General features: G+C 38.7%; 22 protein-coding genes. 8 read left to right on the forward strand and 14 right to left on the reverse strand.

The window, feature by feature from the left end:
• From SKA34_RS06700 to SKA34_RS06710, 3 genes are all read right to left on the reverse strand, one after another.
• Window positions 1-262: PAS domain-containing protein (locus SKA34_RS06700; RefSeq protein ID WP_006644735.1), on the reverse strand; the 262-nt coding region annotated here is incomplete at its 3' end.
• A 217-nt stretch (window positions 263-479) separates the two neighbouring features.
• Window positions 480-1,769, reverse strand: a complete 1,290-nt coding sequence (locus SKA34_RS06705) for a serine dehydratase subunit alpha family protein (RefSeq protein ID WP_006644736.1) — start codon at window positions 1,767-1,769, stop codon at window positions 480-482.
• Between the two features lie 52 nt (window positions 1,770-1,821).
• Window positions 1,822-2,202, reverse strand: coding sequence for a Rid family detoxifying hydrolase (locus tag SKA34_RS06710; protein WP_006644737.1), 381 nt, complete (start codon window positions 2,200-2,202; stop codon window positions 1,822-1,824).
• Window positions 2,203-2,537: 335 nt separating this feature from the next.
• On the opposite strand from SKA34_RS06710, the gene SKA34_RS06715 reads away from it, so the two are divergent.
• On the forward strand, window positions 2,538-3,305 hold the full coding sequence (locus SKA34_RS06715; RefSeq protein WP_006644738.1) for an AzlC family ABC transporter permease: 768 nt from the start codon (window positions 2,538-2,540) through the stop codon (window positions 3,303-3,305).
• Window positions 3,306-3,319: 14 nt separating this feature from the next.
• Window positions 3,320-3,700 (forward strand): AzlD domain-containing protein, encoded by a 381-nt coding sequence (locus SKA34_RS06720; RefSeq protein ID WP_006644739.1) that lies wholly within the window; start codon window positions 3,320-3,322, stop codon window positions 3,698-3,700.
• A gap of 500 nt (window positions 3,701-4,200) precedes the next feature.
• Here the strand turns inward: SKA34_RS06720 and SKA34_RS06725 are convergent, their stop codons facing one another.
• From SKA34_RS06725 to SKA34_RS06735, 3 genes are all read right to left on the reverse strand, one after another.
• Complete coding sequence (locus SKA34_RS06725) at window positions 4,201-4,860, reverse strand: transcriptional regulator (RefSeq protein ID WP_006644740.1); 660 nt, start codon at window positions 4,858-4,860, stop codon at window positions 4,201-4,203.
• Window positions 4,861-5,174: 314 nt separating this feature from the next.
• Window positions 5,175-6,464, reverse strand: coding sequence for a serine dehydratase subunit alpha family protein (locus SKA34_RS06730; protein WP_006644741.1), 1,290 nt, complete (start codon window positions 6,462-6,464; stop codon window positions 5,175-5,177).
• Between the two features lie 42 nt (window positions 6,465-6,506).
• Window positions 6,507-6,887 (reverse strand): Rid family detoxifying hydrolase, encoded by a 381-nt coding sequence (locus tag SKA34_RS06735; protein WP_006644742.1) that lies wholly within the window; start codon window positions 6,885-6,887, stop codon window positions 6,507-6,509.
• Window positions 6,888-7,212: 325 nt separating this feature from the next.
• Here SKA34_RS06735 and SKA34_RS06740 point away from each other — a divergent pair, with 325 nt between their 5' ends.
• The 4 genes from SKA34_RS06740 to torA all read left to right on the forward strand — a co-directional run bounded on the left by SKA34_RS06740 (window position 7,213) and on the right by torA (window position 12,300).
• Entirely contained in the window at window positions 7,213-7,989 is a 777-nt protein-coding gene (locus tag SKA34_RS06740) for an AzlC family ABC transporter permease (protein ID WP_006644743.1), read from the forward strand.
• Window positions 7,990-8,003: 14 nt separating this feature from the next.
• Window positions 8,004-8,384, forward strand: a complete 381-nt coding sequence (locus SKA34_RS06745; RefSeq protein ID WP_006644744.1) for an AzlD domain-containing protein — start codon at window positions 8,004-8,006, stop codon at window positions 8,382-8,384.
• 299 nt (window positions 8,385-8,683) lie between these two features.
• Complete coding sequence (locus SKA34_RS06750; protein WP_006644745.1) at window positions 8,684-9,814, forward strand: NapC/NirT family cytochrome c; 1,131 nt, start codon at window positions 8,684-8,686, stop codon at window positions 9,812-9,814.
• On the forward strand, window positions 9,814-12,300 hold the full coding sequence (gene torA / locus SKA34_RS06755; protein WP_006644746.1) for a trimethylamine-N-oxide reductase TorA: 2,487 nt from the start codon (window positions 9,814-9,816) through the stop codon (window positions 12,298-12,300). Before SKA34_RS06750 ends, torA begins: the two co-directional genes overlap by 1 nt.
• A gap of 205 nt (window positions 12,301-12,505) precedes the next feature.
• On the opposite strand, the gene SKA34_RS06760 is transcribed toward torA, so the two are convergent.
• Entirely contained in the window at window positions 12,506-12,706 is a 201-nt protein-coding gene (locus SKA34_RS06760) for a hypothetical protein (RefSeq protein WP_006644747.1), read from the reverse strand.
• 632 nt (window positions 12,707-13,338) lie between these two features.
• Between SKA34_RS06760 and pdxY the strand changes: the two genes are divergently transcribed.
• Entirely contained in the window at window positions 13,339-14,196 is an 858-nt protein-coding gene (gene pdxY, locus SKA34_RS06765; RefSeq protein ID WP_006644748.1) for a pyridoxal kinase PdxY, read from the forward strand.
• Between the two features lie 67 nt (window positions 14,197-14,263).
• Here the strand turns inward: pdxY and SKA34_RS06770 are convergent, their stop codons facing one another.
• From SKA34_RS06770 to SKA34_RS06790, 5 genes are all read right to left on the reverse strand, one after another.
• Window positions 14,264-15,043 carry an ABC transporter permease gene (locus SKA34_RS06770; protein ID WP_006644749.1) on the reverse strand — a complete coding sequence of 260 codons (780 nt, stop codon included), beginning with the start codon at window positions 15,041-15,043 and terminating at the stop codon, window positions 14,264-14,266.
• On the reverse strand, window positions 15,024-15,710 hold the full coding sequence (locus tag SKA34_RS06775; RefSeq protein WP_006644750.1) for an ATP-binding cassette domain-containing protein: 687 nt from the start codon (window positions 15,708-15,710) through the stop codon (window positions 15,024-15,026). The genes SKA34_RS06770 and SKA34_RS06775 overlap by 20 nt, the downstream gene beginning before the upstream one ends.
• A 187-nt stretch (window positions 15,711-15,897) precedes the next feature.
• Window positions 15,898-16,107 carry a cold-shock protein gene (locus SKA34_RS06780; protein WP_006644751.1) on the reverse strand — a complete coding sequence of 70 codons (210 nt, stop codon included), beginning with the start codon at window positions 16,105-16,107 and terminating at the stop codon, window positions 15,898-15,900.
• Window positions 16,108-16,640: 533 nt separating this feature from the next.
• Complete coding sequence (locus SKA34_RS06785; protein ID WP_006644752.1) at window positions 16,641-18,473, reverse strand: hybrid-cluster NAD(P)-dependent oxidoreductase; 1,833 nt, start codon at window positions 18,471-18,473, stop codon at window positions 16,641-16,643.
• A gap of 309 nt (window positions 18,474-18,782) precedes the next feature.
• Window positions 18,783-19,454 carry a type 1 glutamine amidotransferase domain-containing protein gene (locus tag SKA34_RS06790; RefSeq protein WP_006644753.1) on the reverse strand — a complete coding sequence of 224 codons (672 nt, stop codon included), beginning with the start codon at window positions 19,452-19,454 and terminating at the stop codon, window positions 18,783-18,785.
• A 110-nt stretch (window positions 19,455-19,564) separates the two neighbouring features.
• On the opposite strand from SKA34_RS06790, the gene SKA34_RS06795 reads away from it, so the two are divergent.
• Complete coding sequence (locus SKA34_RS06795; protein ID WP_006644754.1) at window positions 19,565-20,455, forward strand: LysR family transcriptional regulator; 891 nt, start codon at window positions 19,565-19,567, stop codon at window positions 20,453-20,455.
• Window positions 20,456-20,586: 131 nt separating this feature from the next.
• On the opposite strand, the gene SKA34_RS06800 is transcribed toward SKA34_RS06795, so the two are convergent.
• A complete protein-coding gene (locus SKA34_RS06800; protein WP_006644755.1) occupies window positions 20,587-20,826 on the reverse strand; it encodes a hypothetical protein in 240 nt (79 codons plus the stop codon).
• 616 nt (window positions 20,827-21,442) lie between these two features.
• The gene (locus SKA34_RS06805; RefSeq protein WP_006644756.1) at window positions 21,443-21,889 is read right to left on the reverse strand and encodes a GNAT family N-acetyltransferase; all 447 of its coding nucleotides are present in this window, start codon (window positions 21,887-21,889) and stop codon (window positions 21,443-21,445) included.
• Window positions 21,890-21,970: the final 81 nt, after the last annotated feature.

A 21,970-nucleotide genomic window follows, 5' to 3' on the forward strand; every position in this document is an offset into this window, starting at 1 on the left:
TTTTACCATCAGGACTTTTGGTTATGTATGCATCAGAAACGTCTTTACCTTCATTCAGCTTCACCAACGCAATATTCGTGATTGGCGCACCGACTTCACGCCCTGTAATATGACCATTCGCAATTTTAATGATTGATGGATTATTTGAGTCCAAAGAATGTAGTAGCACTTCTGTATGCTCTCCCCACATTGCAGCAATACCATCAACGATATTCTCCATCGCATGGAGGATATCGTAATCGCTTTCGGTTAATTCATTCACGCTTGATCCCCTATTTGAACATAACGTTTCCAATGATCTCATTACAATTATTGTATCAATAATAATACATTCAGAGTATCTACGTTTTTCTTTTAAAATGAAAATTAAGAAGGACTCATAAAAACAGTGCGACTTTCAACGAAGAAAAAAAAGCCATTGCGTAATCATGTTCCGATAAACATGATTACTCGCAATGGCTCTTATTATTCTTTTTTATTTATGCAGACATGATCTCAATGATAACTTTGTCTGTATTTACCATACCTTCACGTACCATTTTACCAACGTTACGGATTGTTTTTTCTACGTCATCAGCAACAATACCCTGACAACGAGCTTCATTGTAATCTAACGCCATTAATGTACTCATCACAGCTGAGCTTGTAGAGCTCTTAACTTTCATCGCACAAGTCGATTTAGCACCATCACAGAACATACCGGTGGTATCACTCAGTGTATTTTGGACTGCCATACAAGATTGCTCAAAAGTACCACCGGCAAGGTAAGTCATGGCCATCGCTGCCGCTGAACTTGTGACCGCACAACCACAGAATGGTGATAGTGGTGGGTAGAACGATTTCATATACACTGCTGCTAAATGACTCATGATAAGTGCACGTGTCATTGTCTCTTCACTTGCTTCGTAATGACTTGCAAATTCAATCACAGGCATTGATGCACAAATACCTTGGTTACCACTACCGTAGTTACTCATTGCTGGCAATGTTGCGCCCCCCATACGTGCATCTGAAGCGGCTGCTGATCGCATAATTGCACGATTAGCTAAACTATCACCAATTAAGCCACTTGAAATGTGCTTTTTAAAAGTACGGCCAATTTGTAAGCCATACTCATTTTCTAAACCTTCGTTTGATAACGCTACCGTTAAGTTATAAGCCTCAACCATAAATGCAATTTCTTCAAACTCAACTTGAGTGGCGAAGTCATAAATACCTTTTAGCGAGATATCAACACCTTCACATACTGACGCTGTTGACTTTGGTTTCCCTGCTGAACTTGTGTCTGAGCTTAAGTCAAAGACCACTTTACCGTTAAGTGTCTTCTTAACAACTTGTGTATGACCACCGCTAATTTCAACTATCGCGACATCATCACCGGCTTTCGCCGTAACTTCACAGTAAATAAATTCTTCAACATCTTTACGACCTGCAGTCACTTTACCTGCGTCAATCAGTTGTTGTGCTTTTTCTACGTGCTCTGGCGTAATGTTGACCAGAACTTCTAAACCACCGTTAGGGTTACCACCAATAGCACCTGCTGCCGAAGCAATAGGCAAACCAATACGACCCGTACCAGGAACAAAAACACCCATTGAGTTTTTAAACAGGTTATCTGAAACTTTCACGTCTAGCTCTTCAGGAGCGCGACCAAGTAACTCTGCTACAACAGCTGATGCATACGCCGCTGAAATAGGCTCTGTACAACCAAATGCTGGTTTAACTACTGTATTAATGATGTTTTTGTATTGCTGCCATTGTGTCTTCATATATAACCCCTAACGGTTTAGATTTATTTTATTTTTATTTTTATTTGTATGATTATTTACGATGAGCAATCGCTTCAATTTCTACAAGCGCACCCATTGGTAAATCTTTCACTGCGAAACAGCTACGTGCAGGGCACTCTGTTTTAAAGAAGTCAGCATAGACAGCATTGAAAGCAGCAAAATCTTCAATGTTTGCTAAGTAACAGGTTGTTTTTAAAACCGTATCCATATCACCGCCGCCCGCTTCAAGAACAGAGCGTAGGTTAACTAATGATTGGCGAGATTGTTCTGCAATACCACCATCCACAATGCCACCTTTCTCTTTACATACTGGCAATTGACCAGAAGTAAAAATTAGCTCACCAAATGTATTACCGTGAGAGTAAGGACCAATTGCGTCTGGCGCTGATTTAGATGTGATTACTTTTGTCATGATTTTTTATCTCGCTATTGAAAATTCAAATTTAGTTTAACCCTCGCCTTTCACTTTTTGCAACTTTAATTGCAATAAACAAGATGATCATTTTCGATTGCAAAATTATCAAAAATGATCGATAAAAACAAAAACCCATAAAAACAGTACATTAAACAAAAATAATCAATAAAAGCCTCCATTTATTCTTTTGGGAATATTTATTATTTTAAATAAATTTGAATAAAACAACATTCTGAAATATATTCACCAAAGAGGAAACAGCGTAACAATGATAATTACAAACAAAATACGCAATTTTTTTTTCAGAAATGACACGCAAAAATAGGCTCAACATGAAAAAACAACTTATACAAGCAGGTTTAAAGGCAATATTTCCGCTCTGCGTAGGCGCTTTCCCTTTCTCATTTATTGTTTGGGCTATCAGTATTAATGCTGGTATGGACGTACTACAAAGCACGTTATGGTCACTGACTGTTTTTGCAGGCTCTGCACAAATGGTCGCACTCGGCCTTATTCAATCATCAACTGAGTTAATTGTGATTGCATTAACCACTTTTGTGATTAACTTACGCCACGTTTTATACAGTGCGTCACTATCCGAATATGTAAAAGAATACTCAATGCCAACACGTGCATTAATGGCCTACGGTTTAACCGATGAAGTATATGCTGCAACCGTTGGTGAAATGAAAGATGAAAAACCTGGTCGCCATTGGTTTTATTTAGCAGCCATGTTTGGTTTTTGGGTTAACTGGGTTGTCGCTGACTTCTTTGGTGCAGTAATTGGTTCATCTTTCCCTCATATTGCTGATTACGGTTTAGATTTTGCGATGGTAGCAGCCTTTATAGCTATCGTTATTCCACAGGTTAAAAAACGTGAGTGTATTGTGGCAGCCGTTGTTGCTACCGTTACAGGTATCTTATTATCAGGCTTACCTTACTCTTTAGGTCTTGTTGTTGCGGCAATTGTTGGTGTATACGCGGGTTATAAAATGGATTTATCAACTGAGCGTATGGAAGCAGAACTGAAAGACAAAGTTCGTCAAGAAATCGAAAAAGAGCAAAAAAACACTCAACCAACCAAAACAATCACTAAATAATTGGGGCTATTATTATGGATTCTCACGCACACATCGCTCTAAGTAATGAATTTGTAATTTACTTATCATTAGTAATGGCTGTAGCCACTTTTATCATTCGTTTCGCGGTTATTGGTATGGCTGGACGTTTTAATATGTCAGAGCGTTTTAAGAAAACATTACGCTTTGTCCCCGTCACCGTATTACCTGCAATCATTGCTGTAGAAATATTAGGTAAAGGTTCAAACTTTGCATTTAACTTAGAAAACCCAAAAGTTCTTGCAGCAATTGTTTGTACTGCCGTCAGTCTTCGTTTTGGGCTTATCTGGGTGGTGATCAGTGGCTTGGTTTCATTGGTACTATTTCAAAATTATATAGAACCAATTACTCAGTTCATTACCCATTTTATGGCGTAGTAATGTTTAAAAACATACTTAATCGCTCTTAAAATCCCGAGTTCCCCACTCGGGATTTTTATATCTCAGTATGAGTTAACGCCAAATAAAGTCTTCTTAAAACACTCCTAAATTAGCTTAATTAGGAAGCGTTCTTTTAAAACCAAGAATAAACCTATAACTCTTCAGCGTGAACGCATAATTAAAGAACAAGGTTTTAGCCTAGCCGATAGAATCTATAATTATTAACAGCGCTTTTCATACCGCAGTCAGTCTTCAATCTGAGTTTATTAAGGAATAATTAGAAGCCTCTACCCTTAGAAACTTTTCATAATGATTTCTGTAACCAAAAGGAAGATATTCACTTTTTGACTGATGGAGTAAAATTCATTAACGAAAAGCCTAGCTTATGACTCCTAATTTGATGTATATCCATGAGACTTCATGCTTAACCAAAGACCTGATAATTATCTATAAAAAAGCAGCCTATATAAGGCCGCTTTTTTATTCAATGAATGAGCTTATACCGCCTCAGCGTGCGCACGTATTTCACGTAAATAGCGATAGATAGTATGAATCGATATATCTAACCCTTTCGCTGCAATTTGCGCACTGTCTTTTAAATCAAAAATACCCAAGTCGTTTAAACGAGTAACAATCTCACGGCTTTTTTTGGAAAGCGGAATATTACTATTATTCGTCACTTGCTCACGCACATTCTCAATCGAACTGTGCATCATTTCATCATTGTTTCGAGCAAAGGTCTCTGCCGTAACACCATGATCAAAGTGTGAGTGAATATTGGGAAGCAAGTTCTGCATCATTGATTGAAATGGTGCATCTAAATTCGAATTCACACATAACATACCAATCGCTTTATTATTTTTATTTCGAATAATCGTAGAAATAGAACGTAAAGTCTTACCATCTGGACACTTGGTAATATAGGAATCAGAAACATCTTTACCTTCGTTCAATTTTACTAAAGCAAAATTGGTGATAGGTGCACCGACTTCTCGCCCTGTAATATGACCATTCGCAATTTTCATTATTGATGGGTTGTTGTTATCTAAACAATGAAGCGCCACTTCAGTGTGCTCTCCCCACATTGCCGCAATACCATCCACGATATTCTCCATTGCGTGAAGGATATCGTAATCACTTTCAGTTAACTCTTGCACCTTTCACTCCCGAATTAATCGAACGCATCATGTAAACTAGGCATAGTTGTAATAATAAAGATGCTAATTTATCAAGATTTGATTTTACATAAAAAATAACGAAGTAATTTTAATATTCATCAACCGAATGGTATTATTTATCGACATGTGCACTAAATTAGACAAGCCATAAGTACTTTTTTATGGTTTTAGTTGTGTGTTAAGTAACACTCTATCGTATGCGATGAAGAAGAAATTCAATAAAAAAGCCATTGCTCAATCCTGCTTACTTTAAACACGATTGATAGCAATGGCTCTTTTTAAATGTTAAACAATTATGCAGACATAATGTCGATAATTGTCGCATCGGTATTAGACATGCCTAATCGCACCATCTTACCGACATTTCGGATTGTTTTTTCTACGTCTTTAGCAACAATACCTTGAGAATGTGCTTCATGGTTTTCAATTGCCATCAAGAAACTCATTACTGCTGAGTTTGTTGAGCTTTTAACTTTCATAGCACATGTTGATTTTGCACCATCACAATACATACCTGTGGTATCACTTAGCGTATTCTGAATAGCAAAACACATTTGCTCAAAATTACCACCAGAAAGATATACCATACCCATAGCAGCAGCTGAACTTGTCACTGCATTCCCACAGAATGGTGAAAGTGGCGGGTAGAACGATTTCATGTAAATCGCACCAAGGTGGCTCATGATTAATGCACGAGCAAGCTGCTCTTCAGAAGAACCATAGTGCTTCGCAGCCTCTACCACAGGCATAGTTGCAGCAATACCTTGGTTACCACTACCAAAGTTACTCATTGCAGGTAGAGTTGCACCACCCATACGAGCATCAGATGCAGCTGCTGTTCGCATTACAATATTATTAATTAAACCATTGCCAAATAGACCTTTTGCAATGCTTTTTTGAATAGTTCGACCTACCTCTAAACCGTAGGCGTGATTCAGACCTTCATCAGATAGAGCACTGTTTAGATTACGTGCTTCTAGAATGAATTTAATTTCTTCAAACTCAACATTAGTTGCAAAATCATAAATACCTTCTATTGAGATATCTACACCTTCACACACTGACGCCGTTGATTTTGGCTTTTCATCTTTACTTAGATCAGTTGTTGCATCAAAAACAGTATTGCCATTAAGCGTTTTCTTAACTACCTGAGTGTGCCCGCCACTAATTTCAACAATAGCAACATCACTACCCGCTTTAGCAATTACTTCACAGTAGATAAATTCTTCAACATCTTTACGGCCAGCTTTTACTTTACCAGCATCAATAAGTTGTTGTGCTTTTTCTACATGTTCTGGTTTGATGTTTACAAGAACTTCTAAACCACCATTAGGGTTACCACCTACAGCACCAGCAGCCGATGCAATAGCTAAACCAATACGCCCAGTTCCTGGAACAAACACACCCATAGAGTTTTTAAACAGGTTATCAGAAACTTTAACCTCTAGCTCTTCAGGCGCTTGACCCAACAAATCTGCAGCAACAGCTGATGCATAAGCTGCTGAGATTGGTTCTGTACAGCCAAATGCGGGTTTAACTACTGCGTTAATGATATTTTTGTATTGCTGCCATTGCGTTTTCATAAGTGGTACCCCTACTGATTTTTATATTTATAGCTGTATTTATTACTTGCGGTATGCAATCGCTTCGATTTCTACAAGAGCACCCATTGGTAAATCTTTTACTGCGAAACAGCTACGTGCAGGGCACTCTGTTTTAAAGAAATCAGCATAAACAGCATTGAAAGCAGCAAAGTCTTCAATATTTGCTAAGTAACAGGTTGTTTTTAAAACCGTATCCATATCACCGCCGCCCGCTTCAAGAACAGAGCGTAGGTTAACTAATGACTGGCGAGATTGTTCTGCAATACCACCATCCACAATGCCACCTTTCTCTTTACATACTGGCAATTGACCAGAAGTAAAAATTAGCTCACCAAATGCATTACCGTGAGAGTAAGGACCAATTGCGTCTGGCGCTGATTTAGATGTGATTACTTTTGTCATGATTTTTTATCTCGCTATCGAAAATTCAAATTTATTTTAACCTTTTAAAATCAAATATTGCAATTTTTTTTGCATTTAATTTCAAGATCAATATTTGCAAAAATGAAACAAATACCATAAACCACTGATTAAAATAAAAAAAACCAAAAATAGCATCAAAAAAACGCCACTATGTGATGACATGTTAATAACTTAGTAATAAAAATGATTGAATAAATTGTTGCGTTAAAATATATTTTCAGAAAAATAAAGCAGCGAAAAAAGATAATTACATCGCTTAATTGCAATTTTTTTTTCATTTAACGACACACCAAATAGGCGCAACATGAAAAAACAACTTATACAAGCAGGTTTAAAGGCAATCTTCCCGCTATGCGTAGGGGCATTTCCATTTTCATTTATTGTAGGGGCAATCAGTATTAACGCTGGTATGGACGTTCTACAAAGTACGTTATGGTCACTGACTGTTTTTGCAGGCTCAGCCCAGATGATTGCTCTTGGTCTGGTGCAATCCTCAACGGAATTGATTGTGATTGCGTTAACCACCTTTGTTATCAACTTACGCCACGTTCTTTATAGCGCGTCACTGTCTGAATATGTAAAAGAATACTCAATGCCAACTCGTGCACTAATGGCATACGGCCTAACCGATGAGGTATATGCTGCAACCGTTGGTGAAATGAAACATGAGAAACCAGGTCGTCATTGGTTTTATTTAGCGGCAATGTTTGGCTTTTGGGTTAACTGGGTTGTAGCTGATTTCTGTGGTGCCATTATTGGTTCATCTTTCCCTCATATTGCTGATTACGGTTTAGATTTTGCAATGGTTGCCGCCTTCATTGCTATTGTTATCCCACAAGTTAAAAATCGTGAATGTATTGTTGCTGCCGTGGTAGCGACAGTAACAGGAATCCTACTTTCAGGTCTTCCTTACTCACTAGGTTTAGTTGTAGCAGCTGTCGTTGGTGTGTACGCAGGCTACAAAATGGATTTATCAACTGAGCGTATGGAAGCCGATCTGAAAGAAGAAGTTCGTCACGAAATTGAAAAAGAAGATAAAGAGCAAAACAACACTCAACCAATTAACGCAATCGCTAAATAATAAGGGCTACTATTATGGATTCTCACGCACATATCGCTTTAAGTAACGAATTTGTAATTTACTTATCTTTAGTGATGGCAGTCGCGACATTTTTGATTCGCTTCTCTGTTATTGGTATGGCTGGACGTTTTAATATGTCAGAGCGTTTTAAGAAAACATTACGCTTTGTACCTGTAACTGTATTACCTGCAATCATTGCCGTTGAAATTTTAGGAAAAGGCTCAAACTTCGCCTTTAACCTTGAAAACCCAAAAGTACTCGCTGCGATTGTTTGTACAATGGTAAGCCTACGTTTTGGACTTATTTGGGTGGTTATTAGTGGCCTAATCTCATTGGTTATCTTCCAAAATTACTTAGAGCCAATTACCCAGTTCTTAACGCATTTCATGGCGTAATCGTAATAAAATAAACAATTTTATTTCAGTTAAAAATCCTGTGCTTATTAATCATTTGCTCAGGATTTTTTTTATCTAAAAACTGGGACGAAGCAATATGCCAACAAATAATCAACATTTAGTTTTTTGCCACATCCAGTCACTTAATAATCAATCCATTCACATAATGTAAAAACATTTAAATATTTCGAGCTTATTTATAAAAATATTTATAAATTGACTTAACTTTCTATAAAATGCATTTCTTTTAAAAAAGTTGCACAGACAACTTAAACAAACAGTTTGCAATGTGAGGTTCAATGAAACTTAAAAAACGTACCGCAGTACTTCTACTCGCGATAGGTGTGGGAGTCGGTTGGTTAACCCTAGCAACAACTCAAACCGTTCTTCATAAAACATCAGATACAGAATTTTGTATTTCCTGTCATTCTATGCAAAAACCTCTAGCTGAATATCAAGGAACAATCCACTTTCAGAATGAGCATGGCGTTCGTGCAGAATGTGCTGACTGCCATATACCGACAGGAAAAGTTGACTACTTAATTACTAAGATCCGTGCAAGTAAAGATATCTACCATGAATTTATTACAGGCAAGATTAATAGCGACGAAAAATTCGAGCAGCACCGTGGAGAAATGGCTCAAACGGTTTGGGATCAGATGAAAGAAACAGATTCATCTGCTTGTCGTAGTTGTCATGAATTTAATGCTATGAGTATCTTAGAGCAACGTCCAGCAGCTCAAAAAATGCATACACAAGCGATGTCTGACGGCAGCACATGTATTGATTGTCACAAGGGTATTGCTCATTTACTTCCTGACACAACAGATAAAGCACAAGCAGGTGCTGATGAATTGTCAAAAGCAGCAGCATCAAGTTCAACGTCTGCAACCGTTCTATATAGCATTGCCACTCAACCTTTCTTTATGACAAAAGATGACGAATACAACCAAGGTAATTTAATGCCAAGTACCAAGGTTGGCGTTATTTCTCGTGAAGGCGATCGCGTCCAAGCAACCATATCTGGCTGGCAACAAGATGGCGTAGACTCCGTCATTTATGCAGCTAAAGGTAAACGTATTATCTCAGCTTTACTCAGTGACGATTCTAAAAAGGCCTTAAAAGAAAATGGGACAGAGACAGATCCAGCAACAGGATTGGTATGGCACAAGGTAAGTTTAGATATCTGGGCTGATAATAAGAGTTTTGTCGATAGTGAAGAACCTCTTTGGGCATATTCATCTAATTTGATGAATTCAAATTGTACAGGCTGTCATGGTTTAACTGCTCTTGATCACTACAACGCCAACCAGTGGATTGGAGTTATTAAAGCAATGGAAACGCGAACCTCTTTAACCAAAGAGCAAAGCCGTATGCTTACTCAATATGTTCAGAAACACGCTAGTGATATGGCTGGGAGCGAAAAATAATGATCAATGATAACCAACAAATTAACGAGCCAGCATGGAGCCGTCGACGCTTTTTAAAAGGAGCAGCTGCAATAGGTGGCGTTTCTTTGATGTCTACATTGCTACCCAAAACAGCACTTGCAAAAGCAATTGAGCAAGCATTACCGCAATTTGTTTATACCAAAACAGCACAAGACGGCATCTTAACGTCAGCACACTGGGGAGCGTTTCAAGCAATCGTAAAAGACGGGAAAATGGTTGATGTCGTTCCTGTTACTGATGATCCATACCCTAACGAACTGATCAAAATGGCTCCACATCAGGTACATGCTAAAAACCGTATCAAATACCCAATGGTACGAAAAAGCTATCTTGAAGGCGGTCCAGGTGCCGGAAAAGAAAAACGCGGGAATGATGAATGGATTCGTGTTAGCTGGGATAAAGCCAATCAACTTGTTGCCAATGAAATTACGCGTTTGCAAACGCAATACGGCCCGTCATCCATTTATGCAGGATCATATGGCAGGAAAAGTACCGGTATGTTCCACAACAGCCGGACCCTACTTCAGCGTTTAATGAACCTAAACGGTGGTTTCCTTGGTTATGCTGGTGACTACTCAACGGGTGCGGCTCAGATGATCATGCCCCATGTTATGGGCTCAATGGAAGTATATGAGCAACAAACCACATGGCCTGTAATTATCGAAAGTAGCGAGCTGGTTGTGCTTTGGGGCTTTAATGCCATGGTCACCCTGAAAAACGCATGGAACGTGCCGGATCACGAAGGACAAGTCGGCTTACAAGCCTTAAAAGAAAAAGGGACTCGTGTTATTGCTATCGATCCAGTCAGAAATGAAACCGTCGATTTCATGGATGCTGAATGGATTGCACCTCGCCCTTATACTGATGTGGCGATGATGCTCGGCATTGCTCATACCTTATACACTGAAAACCTTTACGATAAGGAGTTCCTAGAGCATTACACCAAAGGCTTTGATAAATTTGTACCTTATCTAACAGGTGAAAGTGACGGCACACCAAAAACTGCCGAGTGGGCAGCAGAGATCAGTGGTATTGATACCAAAACGATTAAAATGCTAGCCCATGAATTTGCTAAAAACCGCACCATGTTAATGGCTGGCTGGGGAATGCAGCGTCAACAACATGGTGAGCAGCCACACTGGATGATGGTGACTCTGGCTGCAATGCTTGGTCAAGTCGGACTACCTGGCGGTGGTTTTGGCTTTAGTTATCACTATTCTTCAGGCGGTAGCCCGACAGCAAAAGGCGGCATTATTTCTGGTATAAACGCAGGTAAAGCACCAAAAGGTAGCCCTGCTCCAATTCCAGTAGCACGTATTGCTGAAGCGATCTTAGAACCAGGGAAAACCATTCAATTTAATGGTAAGAGTGTTACTTACCCTGAAATTAAAATGGTATATGTGGCTGGCGGTAATCCTTTCCACCAACACCAAGACACTAATAACTTGTTAAAGGCATGGCAAACATTAGATACCATCATCGTGAATGAGCCATACTGGACAGCATCAGCGAAACATGCCGATATTGTGTTACCAACGACAACAAGTTACGAACGTAATGACATCGATATGGGTGGTGACTACTCTCAACGTTATGTATTCCCAATGCATAAAGCGGTAGAACCACAATTTGAATCAAAAAGTGATTTTGATATTTTCAGTGGTATTGCTGAAAAACTCGGTGTTAAAGCCGCATTTACCGAAAATAAAACGGAGATGCAGTGGCTCAAAGGTATGTACGATGAAATGGCGAAACAGGCACGTGCAAATCGCGTCCCACTTCCACCATTTAGCATGTTCTGGGAAGCAAATGACTACATTACTTTCCCGATTCCTGATGCTAATAAAAAGTGGATACGCCACGCAGACTTCAGAGAGAACCCACTACTAAACCCATTAGGTACACCATCTGGTCGTATTGAGATCTATTCTGATACAGTAGAAAAAATGGGCTATGCCGACTGCGCACCTCACGCTAAATGGTATGAACCAAAAGAGTGGTACAAAGCAGAAATAGCGAAGAAATATCCTTTATCGCTAAATACTGCACACCCAACAAACCGATTACATTCACAATTAGACAATACTCCTCTGCGTGATAAGTATGCTGTAGCTAACCGTGAAGCAATCTTAATCAATGCAAGCGATGCGAAAGCAAGAGGTATTGCTGATGGTGATTTAGTTCGTGCATTTAACGATCGTGGACAAATCCTTGTTGGCGCAAAAATATCAGATGCTATTCGTCCTGGCGTTATTCGTGTAAGTGAAGGTGCTTGGTATGATTCAGCCACCCCAGGTAAAGAAGGTGGTTTATGTAGAAATGGCTGTATTAACGTTCTAACCTTTGATGTCGGCAGTTCACAGTTAGCACAAGGTAACTGTGGCCATATGGCTCAACTTGAGATTGAAAAATATCAAGGAAAAGTCCCCGAAAATACCGCGCATGCCGTTCCGCGTGGTGCTTAATAGTTAAGTTTAAAGGCCCTTGATAAATAATCATCAAGGGCTTTTATATTAAACTTTAAATATAAAATTTTACTTTTAAACTTTTATATTTAAAGTTTATCATCAAATAAAAGCAAAACAGCCTAAGATATAATAGTTATATTATTTCTTAGGCTGAATGTTATTCTCATAATCTATAGAGAGTATGAGTTACAGTTTATCGTTTTTAGATAAAACGAATTTTTACTGCTTTTAGCTTATTGCTTGAATCATCAAGAGAAAATTCAACCATACTACCAGATGATGGCTGTGAATGACTGCACACTTGAGATGCGTCAAAACGAATGTCGCCACCAAGATCGCTTGTAATTAAGCCAATCTTTTCTACTGGGTTGAAGCTACGAATAATACCTGTTTGTGAAGTCATAGTTATATTTCCTTTCAGCCCAAACATCGCTTTTAATTAGCGGTTTTGTTTGTGGCTATCAATTTGAGTTCGAATAGTTAAAACCACTAATTAATAATAATTGTGGTAATTATCGTTTTACTCATTGACCTACTACTTCTGAGCTAAAAGATCACCCTTCTTTTAGCCGATCATTGCGCCTTTCGTTTGCAACAATAACGAATAACAATGTTAGAAATGACGTTTTGATTTAAAAAACACATGAGGTCCGAGTAACAGACGAGATAGACATTAAACGCTAAATTTTATTCTGTAAATATTTTTATGTCTTTTTTTTGTAAAAAACTGTGGATAACCACTGAAGAAGATCCTTAACTATTGTTTCTAAAGAAATTAAATACCAACTTTTATTTATTATAAAAACCATAAAGTGGTCATAAAACAAACAAAAATAGAGATAAAACCTATAATAAAACAATTTTCAATTATAAATAACACACTCTCACTTAAATAAGTGCGATAGTGACATAAATAATTGTCTGTTTTTTAATCTACATAAATGAAAGGAATAATTACGATATAAAATGACTAGGTTTCTTATATAAGCGAGAGTAAAGTATGCTTAAAGAGACCGAAGGTTATAAGGAACTTCGATGAAAGGTATTCTATCTATTCAATCACATGTTGTGTATGGGCACGCAGGAAATAGCTCTGCTGTTTTTCCAATGCAACGTATGGGATTTGAAGTATGGCCACTTAATACTGTGCAATTTTCTAATCACACCCAATATAAAGAAGGCTGGACAGGCAAAGCATTCTCTGGTGATGATATTAATGAGCTTGTTGCAGGTATTGAAGGCATTGATCAATTAAAGAACTGCGAAGCAGTACTGACTGGTTATCAAGGTAGTGCAGCACAATGTCTTGCTATTATCGATACCGTGAAAAAGGTTAAGCAGCAAAACCCTAATGCAATTTATATCTGTGATCCTGTTATGGGTGACCCAGAAAAAGGCTGTATTGTTGCAGATGGTATCGCTGAATACCTGATTAATGATGTAATGCCTATTGCTGATGCTATCGTGCCAAATCAATTCGAACTAAGCCAATTTGTCGGCATGGAAATCAATAGCCTTGCTGATGCTGTTACTGCATGTCAAAAAGCCTTAACAATGGGGCCTAAAATGGTACTTGTTAAGCACTTACACAGTATATCTGATGATAAGTTTACGATGATGCTAGCAACTCAAAATGGTTGTTTCCTTGCGCAACGTCCACATCTTAAGTTTGATAAACAACCTGTTGGTGTGGGTGATTTGATCTCATCATTATTTACTGCAGGGCTATTGAAAGGCTGGGCACCAGAACAGGCTTTTGAACATGCACATAATGCTTGCTACGCGGTGTTAAAAGAAACACATAAACGTGGCGAATGGGAATTACAAACCATTGCAGCACAAGATGAAATTGTATCACCAAGTGAAATTTTTCCGGTCAGTGAAATTAACTAAGTGAACACTAACAATCTTAATTAAAAAAGCAGCCTAATCGCTGCTTTTTTATTGTCGAAAATAGTACTTATTGCACTTCACCATAAGCATTGAATGTTACCCGCCTAACAATGCTCAATGTGGTCGCTACTGAAATCACGCCAGAAATAAAAATCGCGACCATAATCACTAGCTGGTATTTCACTGCCACCAGCGGTGCCGCTCCACCTAAAATTTGTCCCGTCATCATTCCAGGTAAACTGACAATCCCTAATGTCGTCATCGCGGCTAATTGGGGGGTTAATGCTGCTTTTACTGCTGTTTGTATAAACGGTAAAGCAGGATCAGGCGATCCTAAAGACAAGTAATACTGATATTCATGATGATTATCTTTTAATAAGCTCCCCCAACGTGATAACGCTAATACATTTGCCATTAAGCTATTACCAAGCAGCATACCAGCGATTGGGATCATATATTGTGCTTGCCACCAAGGGTCGACTTGAATGACCCCTATCAGCATGACAGGTAAAGCAACCAATAATGCAGCACACTGCCCTGTTATTACCGCAGGCAAAACACACTTTATATTCACCTCTGCCCGTTTACAAATCGTATAGCTTGCCATTAATGCCATGATAGTTAGCCACAGCATGTTTATCACCACGCTCTGCAAACCAAATAAGGTATGAAGATAAATACCCACAACAGATAGCTGTAGTGTCATGCGTAATACGCCATTAATTAAGGTGCGATTTAACCCTAATTGCCAACGTTGAAACAAGAATATTGGGATAAGTAACAGTAGGTAAAAACCCGCCATCGCCAGCCAATGAATATCCAAAGTACTATTGATTGATTGAGACATTACACTCATCCTTACTCAACGACATAGTGTGTACGTGTGTTGCATTTGTTAGCCAAACAGGATCATGTGATACCGAGATACATATTAATGAACTGTCTTCAATCAACTGAATAATATGATCTCGCCCTACGGGATCTAACGCAGATGTAGGCTCATCCATTAACCATATTTCTCGCTGCATAAGTAACCCTCTCGCAACAGCTACACGCTGTTTCTCACCACCAGAAAGAGAAGCTATCGTCTTTTCTAATAGCACATCAATACCAGCTTTTCTTAGCGCTGAAAGGCATGCTTGTTCATCTGGTAAGGGGAATTGGGTTATCGCTTTAAGTCGCCATGGAAGATGAAGTACATCACGCACGCATTCTCCTCCCATTCCCATTACAGCTTGCTGAGGAAAATAACAGATCTGCTGACGCCAAAAATGCAAAGCACTCTCACCTATCGTCAGATCGTTATAAAGCACTTCACCAGACTTAGGAGCTTTTAAGCCAGCAATCACCTGTAACAAGCTAGTTTTACCACAACCAGAGACACCTGAAATAGCAAGGTGCTGCCCCACTTGGAGTGCTACCGAAAGAGGAGGAGCTGAAGAAGCTTCAAAACCAGAACGCAATTCATGAAAGATAAGCTGTCGAGGATGAGAAGAGCAAGAATTAGCTGACATGATAGAGCAACCGAAAACACAATGAATAAAGCTAGTGTATGGGAGCAATAACATTGACTCAAATGATTTTAGAGTAATGATACCGATAAAGGTATAAATAGAGAGGAAGAGATAATTTTAGCCGATGATAGATACAAAAATGCCGACATAACATCGGCATTTTTCAAACATTTAACGCAAAAAAGAATTAAGCTTTTTCAACGTTAGCAGCTTGTGGGCCTTTTTGACCTTGTTCGATATCAAAAGCAACCTTTTGACCTTCAGCAAGAGTCTTGAAGCCTTCGCCTGTGATAGCACGGAAGTGAACGAATACGTCAGCACCGCCGTTGTCTTGAGTGATGAAACCGAAACCTTTTTCTTCGTTAAACCACTTAACGATACCAGTTGATTTAGACATGAGAGTCTCCAATATTTTTTAAATAATTCGCAAAAATGCGTATGTAGCCAGAAAAGAATTATTTACGTTATAGCTTATGAGTGGAAAGCTTCATGACACTGGTATAGCGTTACAGCGAAGATTTTCTAAAACATAATGTTACATATAAATAGGTCTGACTTACAGGCCGAAGACTATAGTAATGATATTTAGGGAATTGTATAGCTTTATTTTTGAAATAATTTCTTTTTTAATATTAACGGCAACAAAAATGATATATATCAAAAATTTAAACACAAAAAAGCCGGTTAATATTCTATTAATATTTCGCAAAAATTGCATTTTCACTACCTCTTTAAGTCGATCTTAAAAATAAAAAGCGCCCTACCGCTTCTATTAACAAACATGTAGGGCGCGGACTTTATTTGTCTAATACCGCAGAGGTTTATTTGTGTAAGCGATCTAGAGTAAAAACTTCATAATTCAACGGCACAAGATGTGATTGAGTTTGCTCGATATAGTCAATCATCGCCTTCTAATTTACCTACAGCTCACTATTTAATTATTTCGAGATCACTTCTAGGCACACAGCAACATGCTAGCACTTTCCCCTCAGCACGCTCTTTTGCTGAAAGTGCAGGAACCTCTGGTTGCTCTACCTCTCCTGATTTCACTGTGACCTTACAAGCCCCGCAAAAACCAGCACGACAGCTATAATCCATATTAATACCAGCCGTTTCAGCTTGCTCTAATAACGTAGCTTGGTTATTCCCTTGGAAAAGCTGTCCATCAATTGATAATTCGACAGTCTTTTTTTCTTCGAGTGTATGGCGTATAGGACCAAAAGCTTCTTGATGATAACGAGAAGGAGCCATTCCCATATTGAGCAATAACTTTTTCGCAGACGACATAAACTCATCAGGACCACAAACAAATACCTGACGTTTATCTAAATCACTCATCATGGCTAAGTGACCAATGCTTAGTCGTCCAGATTCACCTTGCCAGTCGCGTTTTGGTTGCGTTAATACGATACGTAAATCGAGTGAAGGATGCTTCTCTTCTATTGCGCGTAATTCCTCTAAATAAGGAATATCGGCTTCAGTACGGCATTGATGATAAAACACCACATCACGCACTAAATCATGATCAGATAAATAACGTAGCATCGACATCATTGGTGTTACACCACTACCACCCGAGAGTAGTAATAATTTATCAGTATGAACCCCTAGGTGAAAATCACCGCTCGGCGACTCAGACACCAATGTATCACCGACTTGAAAATGCTCATGTAACCAATTAGAGATACGGCCATCATCAACTCGTTTTACTGATATTGCATAACGCCCCGGTCGTGATGGGCTAGAAGATAATGTATAGCGACGAGAAATATATTCGCCATTCACTTCTAGTTGAATAGGCAGGTGTTGCCCCGGTAAATAAGTAGGTAATGCTTGGTTTTCTTGATGAGATTCTAACCAGAATGTAGTGAAATCTTGTGCTATATCTTCACGCTCTACACACGTAAGCTGTAATTTTTGCTCACTGTTATCCGCATATATTTCTTTCGGTTTTGTTTCTAATATTTCAATGGTGTCACCAACAGAAATAATACCTTCATTACGCGCCACAAGGTTTTGTCCGAAATAGACATTTCCCTTTTCATCGGCGCGGAATTTTGCCATCGTAACCAACGGCTCTTTACTTTCGCTAAACGTTGCTGATTTAGGATCGACCGTGGTTAAAATGCATCGAGCACAAGGTTTGACCGCTTCAAACTCAACCTCACCAATCCGAATACGTTTCCAACCATCTTCTGCGAACGCTTCTGTATTACTCACCACTAAGTTGGTTCTAAACTGATCCATCGTGTGGTGCTCACTACTACGCTCGTTAAGCGCTTGAAGCGAGGCTTCACTGATCACTAATAGCGGATAACCATCAGCAAAACTCACATTTTGACTAATTTTAGGACGAAGACGGTTTGATTGTTCTCCCGTAAACAACAACTGAACGGGTTGCCCTAACACATCACTAAACCATGAATTCGCTTGCTCAGTCGTGGTATAGGCGATGAATGTATCTCCCCACACGGTTGATGACGCTTCTGCCATATCAAATTGAGCATACTTCAATACTAAACAGGCTTTATCTTCGTAACTCAATACGATGCCATCGGCAATTAGCGCCGCTTTCACTTTTACCATCTTGGGAGATTTACGTGCCGTGATCATATCACCTGATAGGGTCGCAACCATGAAACGACGATCGAAACTGATCCCCTGTTTTTCGACCCAAACTTTAGATTGGCTGATACCTGCTATTGATTTTACGGGAAAGACATTTAATTGGGATAATTGTGGTGTTTCTAAAGGTGTGCTCACTGCTCTCTCCATGACAATATGTATTAGCAGCGATAGTGTAACGCAGTATCAACATAGCTGAAAAAGAAATCTATCAATCCTTCTTCATCTCTTTACGCATTAAAAATATATACATTACTGGCTTTTATCTCTGCCTATTTTTTCCTTTTATGCTAAATCTTGTTTTTAATCCACGTCATCAAAGTCATGGCTCAATAAATTGCTAAAGACTCGATTCCCGAAAAACTGTACCGCCATAGACAGAAAAAATAGCTCAAACCAATGAGCTATTTCATATCAGATAGTTTTTAAAATATATCAACAATATAACTAAGCCAGTGATGTCACTAACGCCTTACCAACGCCGTGAGCACTGGTAGGGTTTTGGCCCGTAATCACTCGTTTATCAACGATAACGAGTTCTTGCCAAGGCTGTACTTTACTAAAGCGCGCAGCCTTTCTTGAAAGAGCCTCTTCCAGTAAGAATGGAATATGAGTAATTGTGCCGAAATCTATTTCTTCTTCACGTGTAAAGCCCGTTACTGATATAGATGCAAGTAGGCTATCACCATTACTTAATGTAATAGGAAGCAGTGCAGCAGGGCCATGACATACCGCCGCTATAACGCCACCGTTTTCGTAGTGTTTTGCAGCTAATTGAGCAAAATTAGTGTTGGTTGAAAGATCAGATAGCAGACCAAAACCTCCTGGGTAAAATACAGCATCGTACTCATCAATATTCACTTGCGAGACTGGAATCGTATTATTGATTCGGTTCTGAAAACTATCATCCGCCAACACAATGCGGTTTACCTCATCACCTTCGATATCCGTACCATAAAGTGGCGCTTTACCACCTTTAATAGATGCGATGTCATAATCAAAACCAGCGGCAGTCAACTCATGGATAACATGCGTTATCTCTGGTGAGTATGTGCCATTCGCTTGATCAGTATCGCCCAAAGTTGCATGATTCGTTACAGGGATCAGGATCCTTTTCATTGTCTTTTCCTTGAATTATTGAGTGCTTAAACATGTTAATTCAAATCAATATGGCTGATAATACAGAAAATTGGAAAATCATTGTTGTTAAATAGCAAAGATAAATGTCTATGAATAGTTTCGATGGGATCATTGAATTCGTTGCAGTCGCTGAAAGCCATGGCTTTTCGTCTGCGGCTAAACAGCTAGGTTGCAGCACAAGCCACGTTAGTCGACAAGTCTCAAGATTAGAAGAGAGATTAGGTGTAGCCTTATTAGCTCGCTCAACCCGACAGGTCAATTTAACCGATGCTGGACAACTGTATTATCAACAATGCAGAGGGCTGGTAAATGGGTTACAACAAGCCAGCGAAAGCTTAAACACACAGCAAATTACGCTGAGTGGAACATTACGTGTCAGCGCTGCTGGTGCATTTGCCGAAGAGCATGTCGCTCCTGCGCTAATGGCATTCGCGAAGTCTTACCCAGATCTTACTATCGAGATGGATTTTAACTCTCGTATGGTGAATTTTATCGAAGATGGTATCGACTTTGCGATCCGTTACGGGGCACTAAAAGATTCAGGTTTAGTCGCGAGAAAACTCGTTGATCGCCCTATGGCTGCGGTTGCCAGCCAAGACTATTTAACCCGTTATGGAAAGCCTACTCACCCTAGCCAATTAAAACAACATAGCTGCATTATTGCCAATAATGACCACTGGATCTTTGAAAAAGAAGGCAACACCATTAATACCCGTGTTCACGGTCGATGGAAAAGCAATAACTCCAATGCTGTTATCTCGGCATGCGAAGAAGGACTAGGTATCGCGTATATGCCAAAAAGCAGCCTAGCAAAAGGGTTGGATTCAGGTTCGCTTATTCCGATACTGCAAGATTTTTGGGGTAAAGGTAATAGCAGTTGGATCGTATATCAAAACCAACGTTTTCTTCCTGTACGTGCTCGCTTGGCAATAGACTATTTAATTCATTATTTCTCCGATTGGGATTTAGAACATAAGTAAATAGTTAACGACATTTCCCCGTTTATCTCTAATAAAATAGTTATTATATAAGCGTATAAATATACTTAAATCATTATACAATGTTGATTTAAAGAAAAGAATGTATACGCCTATATGCTAAAAATTTAGATTTACTCCCCACCAGCTCCTGCAGAAAGAACTCTTATCAGCACTTCTGCTTTCGTAAAATTTTCTAATTCTTTAATCTTAAATTTTTCATGTGCTAGCTGACTATTTTCAGCCTCTACAATGGCACATTTAAGCTCAAACCCTTGAGCAATGAGTTGTTCACTTTCTTCTAAATATGAAGGGCTATCCACATTTAAATGTAATAAGACTTCATCTTTTTTATAAAATTGAAATTTATACATATTCATATCCCTCTAATGAACTATCACCATATCAATGTTAATTATTGACACGCCGTGATTCAACAACCTATTGGCATTAAAGTGTGTGTAAATGTTAATTACAAATTTTAATCAAATGAGCACAAATGGATATTAAGAGTATAACTGCATTTATGAGCTAACTAGCTTTTGTGATAAACCAATAACAATAAATAAACGATGAAGGTTTTATACTGCAAAAATAACAAAAGCAGAGCCTAGGCTCTGCTTTTATATCATTTGTCGAATATATGCTTACTTTACTTTAACCGCCCAGCTTTACTGTGCTGGCCATGACTTAAACTACCTCAATCACCGTAATTGGGAAACCATTTGTGATTCTATTACTATTGAGGAAAATGTGTGGATTACGGGCAATGTTGTGATCAATAAAGGTGTGACATTGGTGCGCGATCTTGTGATTGCTGCTAACTCATGTATGGACAAATAGTGTTTTAGACTATTTAGGTTAGCAGGTATTAGGAAGACTATGAGCAACACCAAGTTAAGGTGAGAACATCACTAAAACTTAACTTATTGTGCAGTAACTATAAATCTAAAGAACGCCAAGCGTTGTTAATTTCTCTTAATTTTCTTTTTATACGGATAGTTGAGGCTTAAGTGGTACTCCCATAACGATATGATTATTATCACTTTCGATGTTAATTACTGACCAACCTAAAGACTCGTACAACGGCGCTACATTTGTATAAACATACAAATTACTTTGAAACACTTCTGATACTTGTTCAACACCACGTTTGATTAACTCACTAGCTATACCTTGACCACGCCACTCAGGAGAAATAAATACCGCATTAAACCAAATGACTTCAGAATCACCGTGGGGCTCTTTAAAGCGTGAATATGCTAGGCCTCCAATAACTTGATTATCTTTGATTGCGACAAGCACCGGTGGAAGGTTAACTTCTAGTTTGTATGTGTCTGCAAATAAAAAATTAGGCCATACGGTTTGAAATAGCTTCTCTAGAACAATCCAAGACTGACTGTTTTCATCGCAATTTCTGAATATAATCTTGTTCAACTTTACTTATTCCTTCGAAAGCACATAACAGAATATTCATAAGTATTCTCAGTGTTACGTAAGAGTACACTCATAGAGTAA

The sequence above is a fragment of the Photobacterium sp. SKA34 genome (assembly GCF_000153325.1).
Lineage (GTDB): Bacteria > Pseudomonadota > Gammaproteobacteria > Enterobacterales > Vibrionaceae > Photobacterium.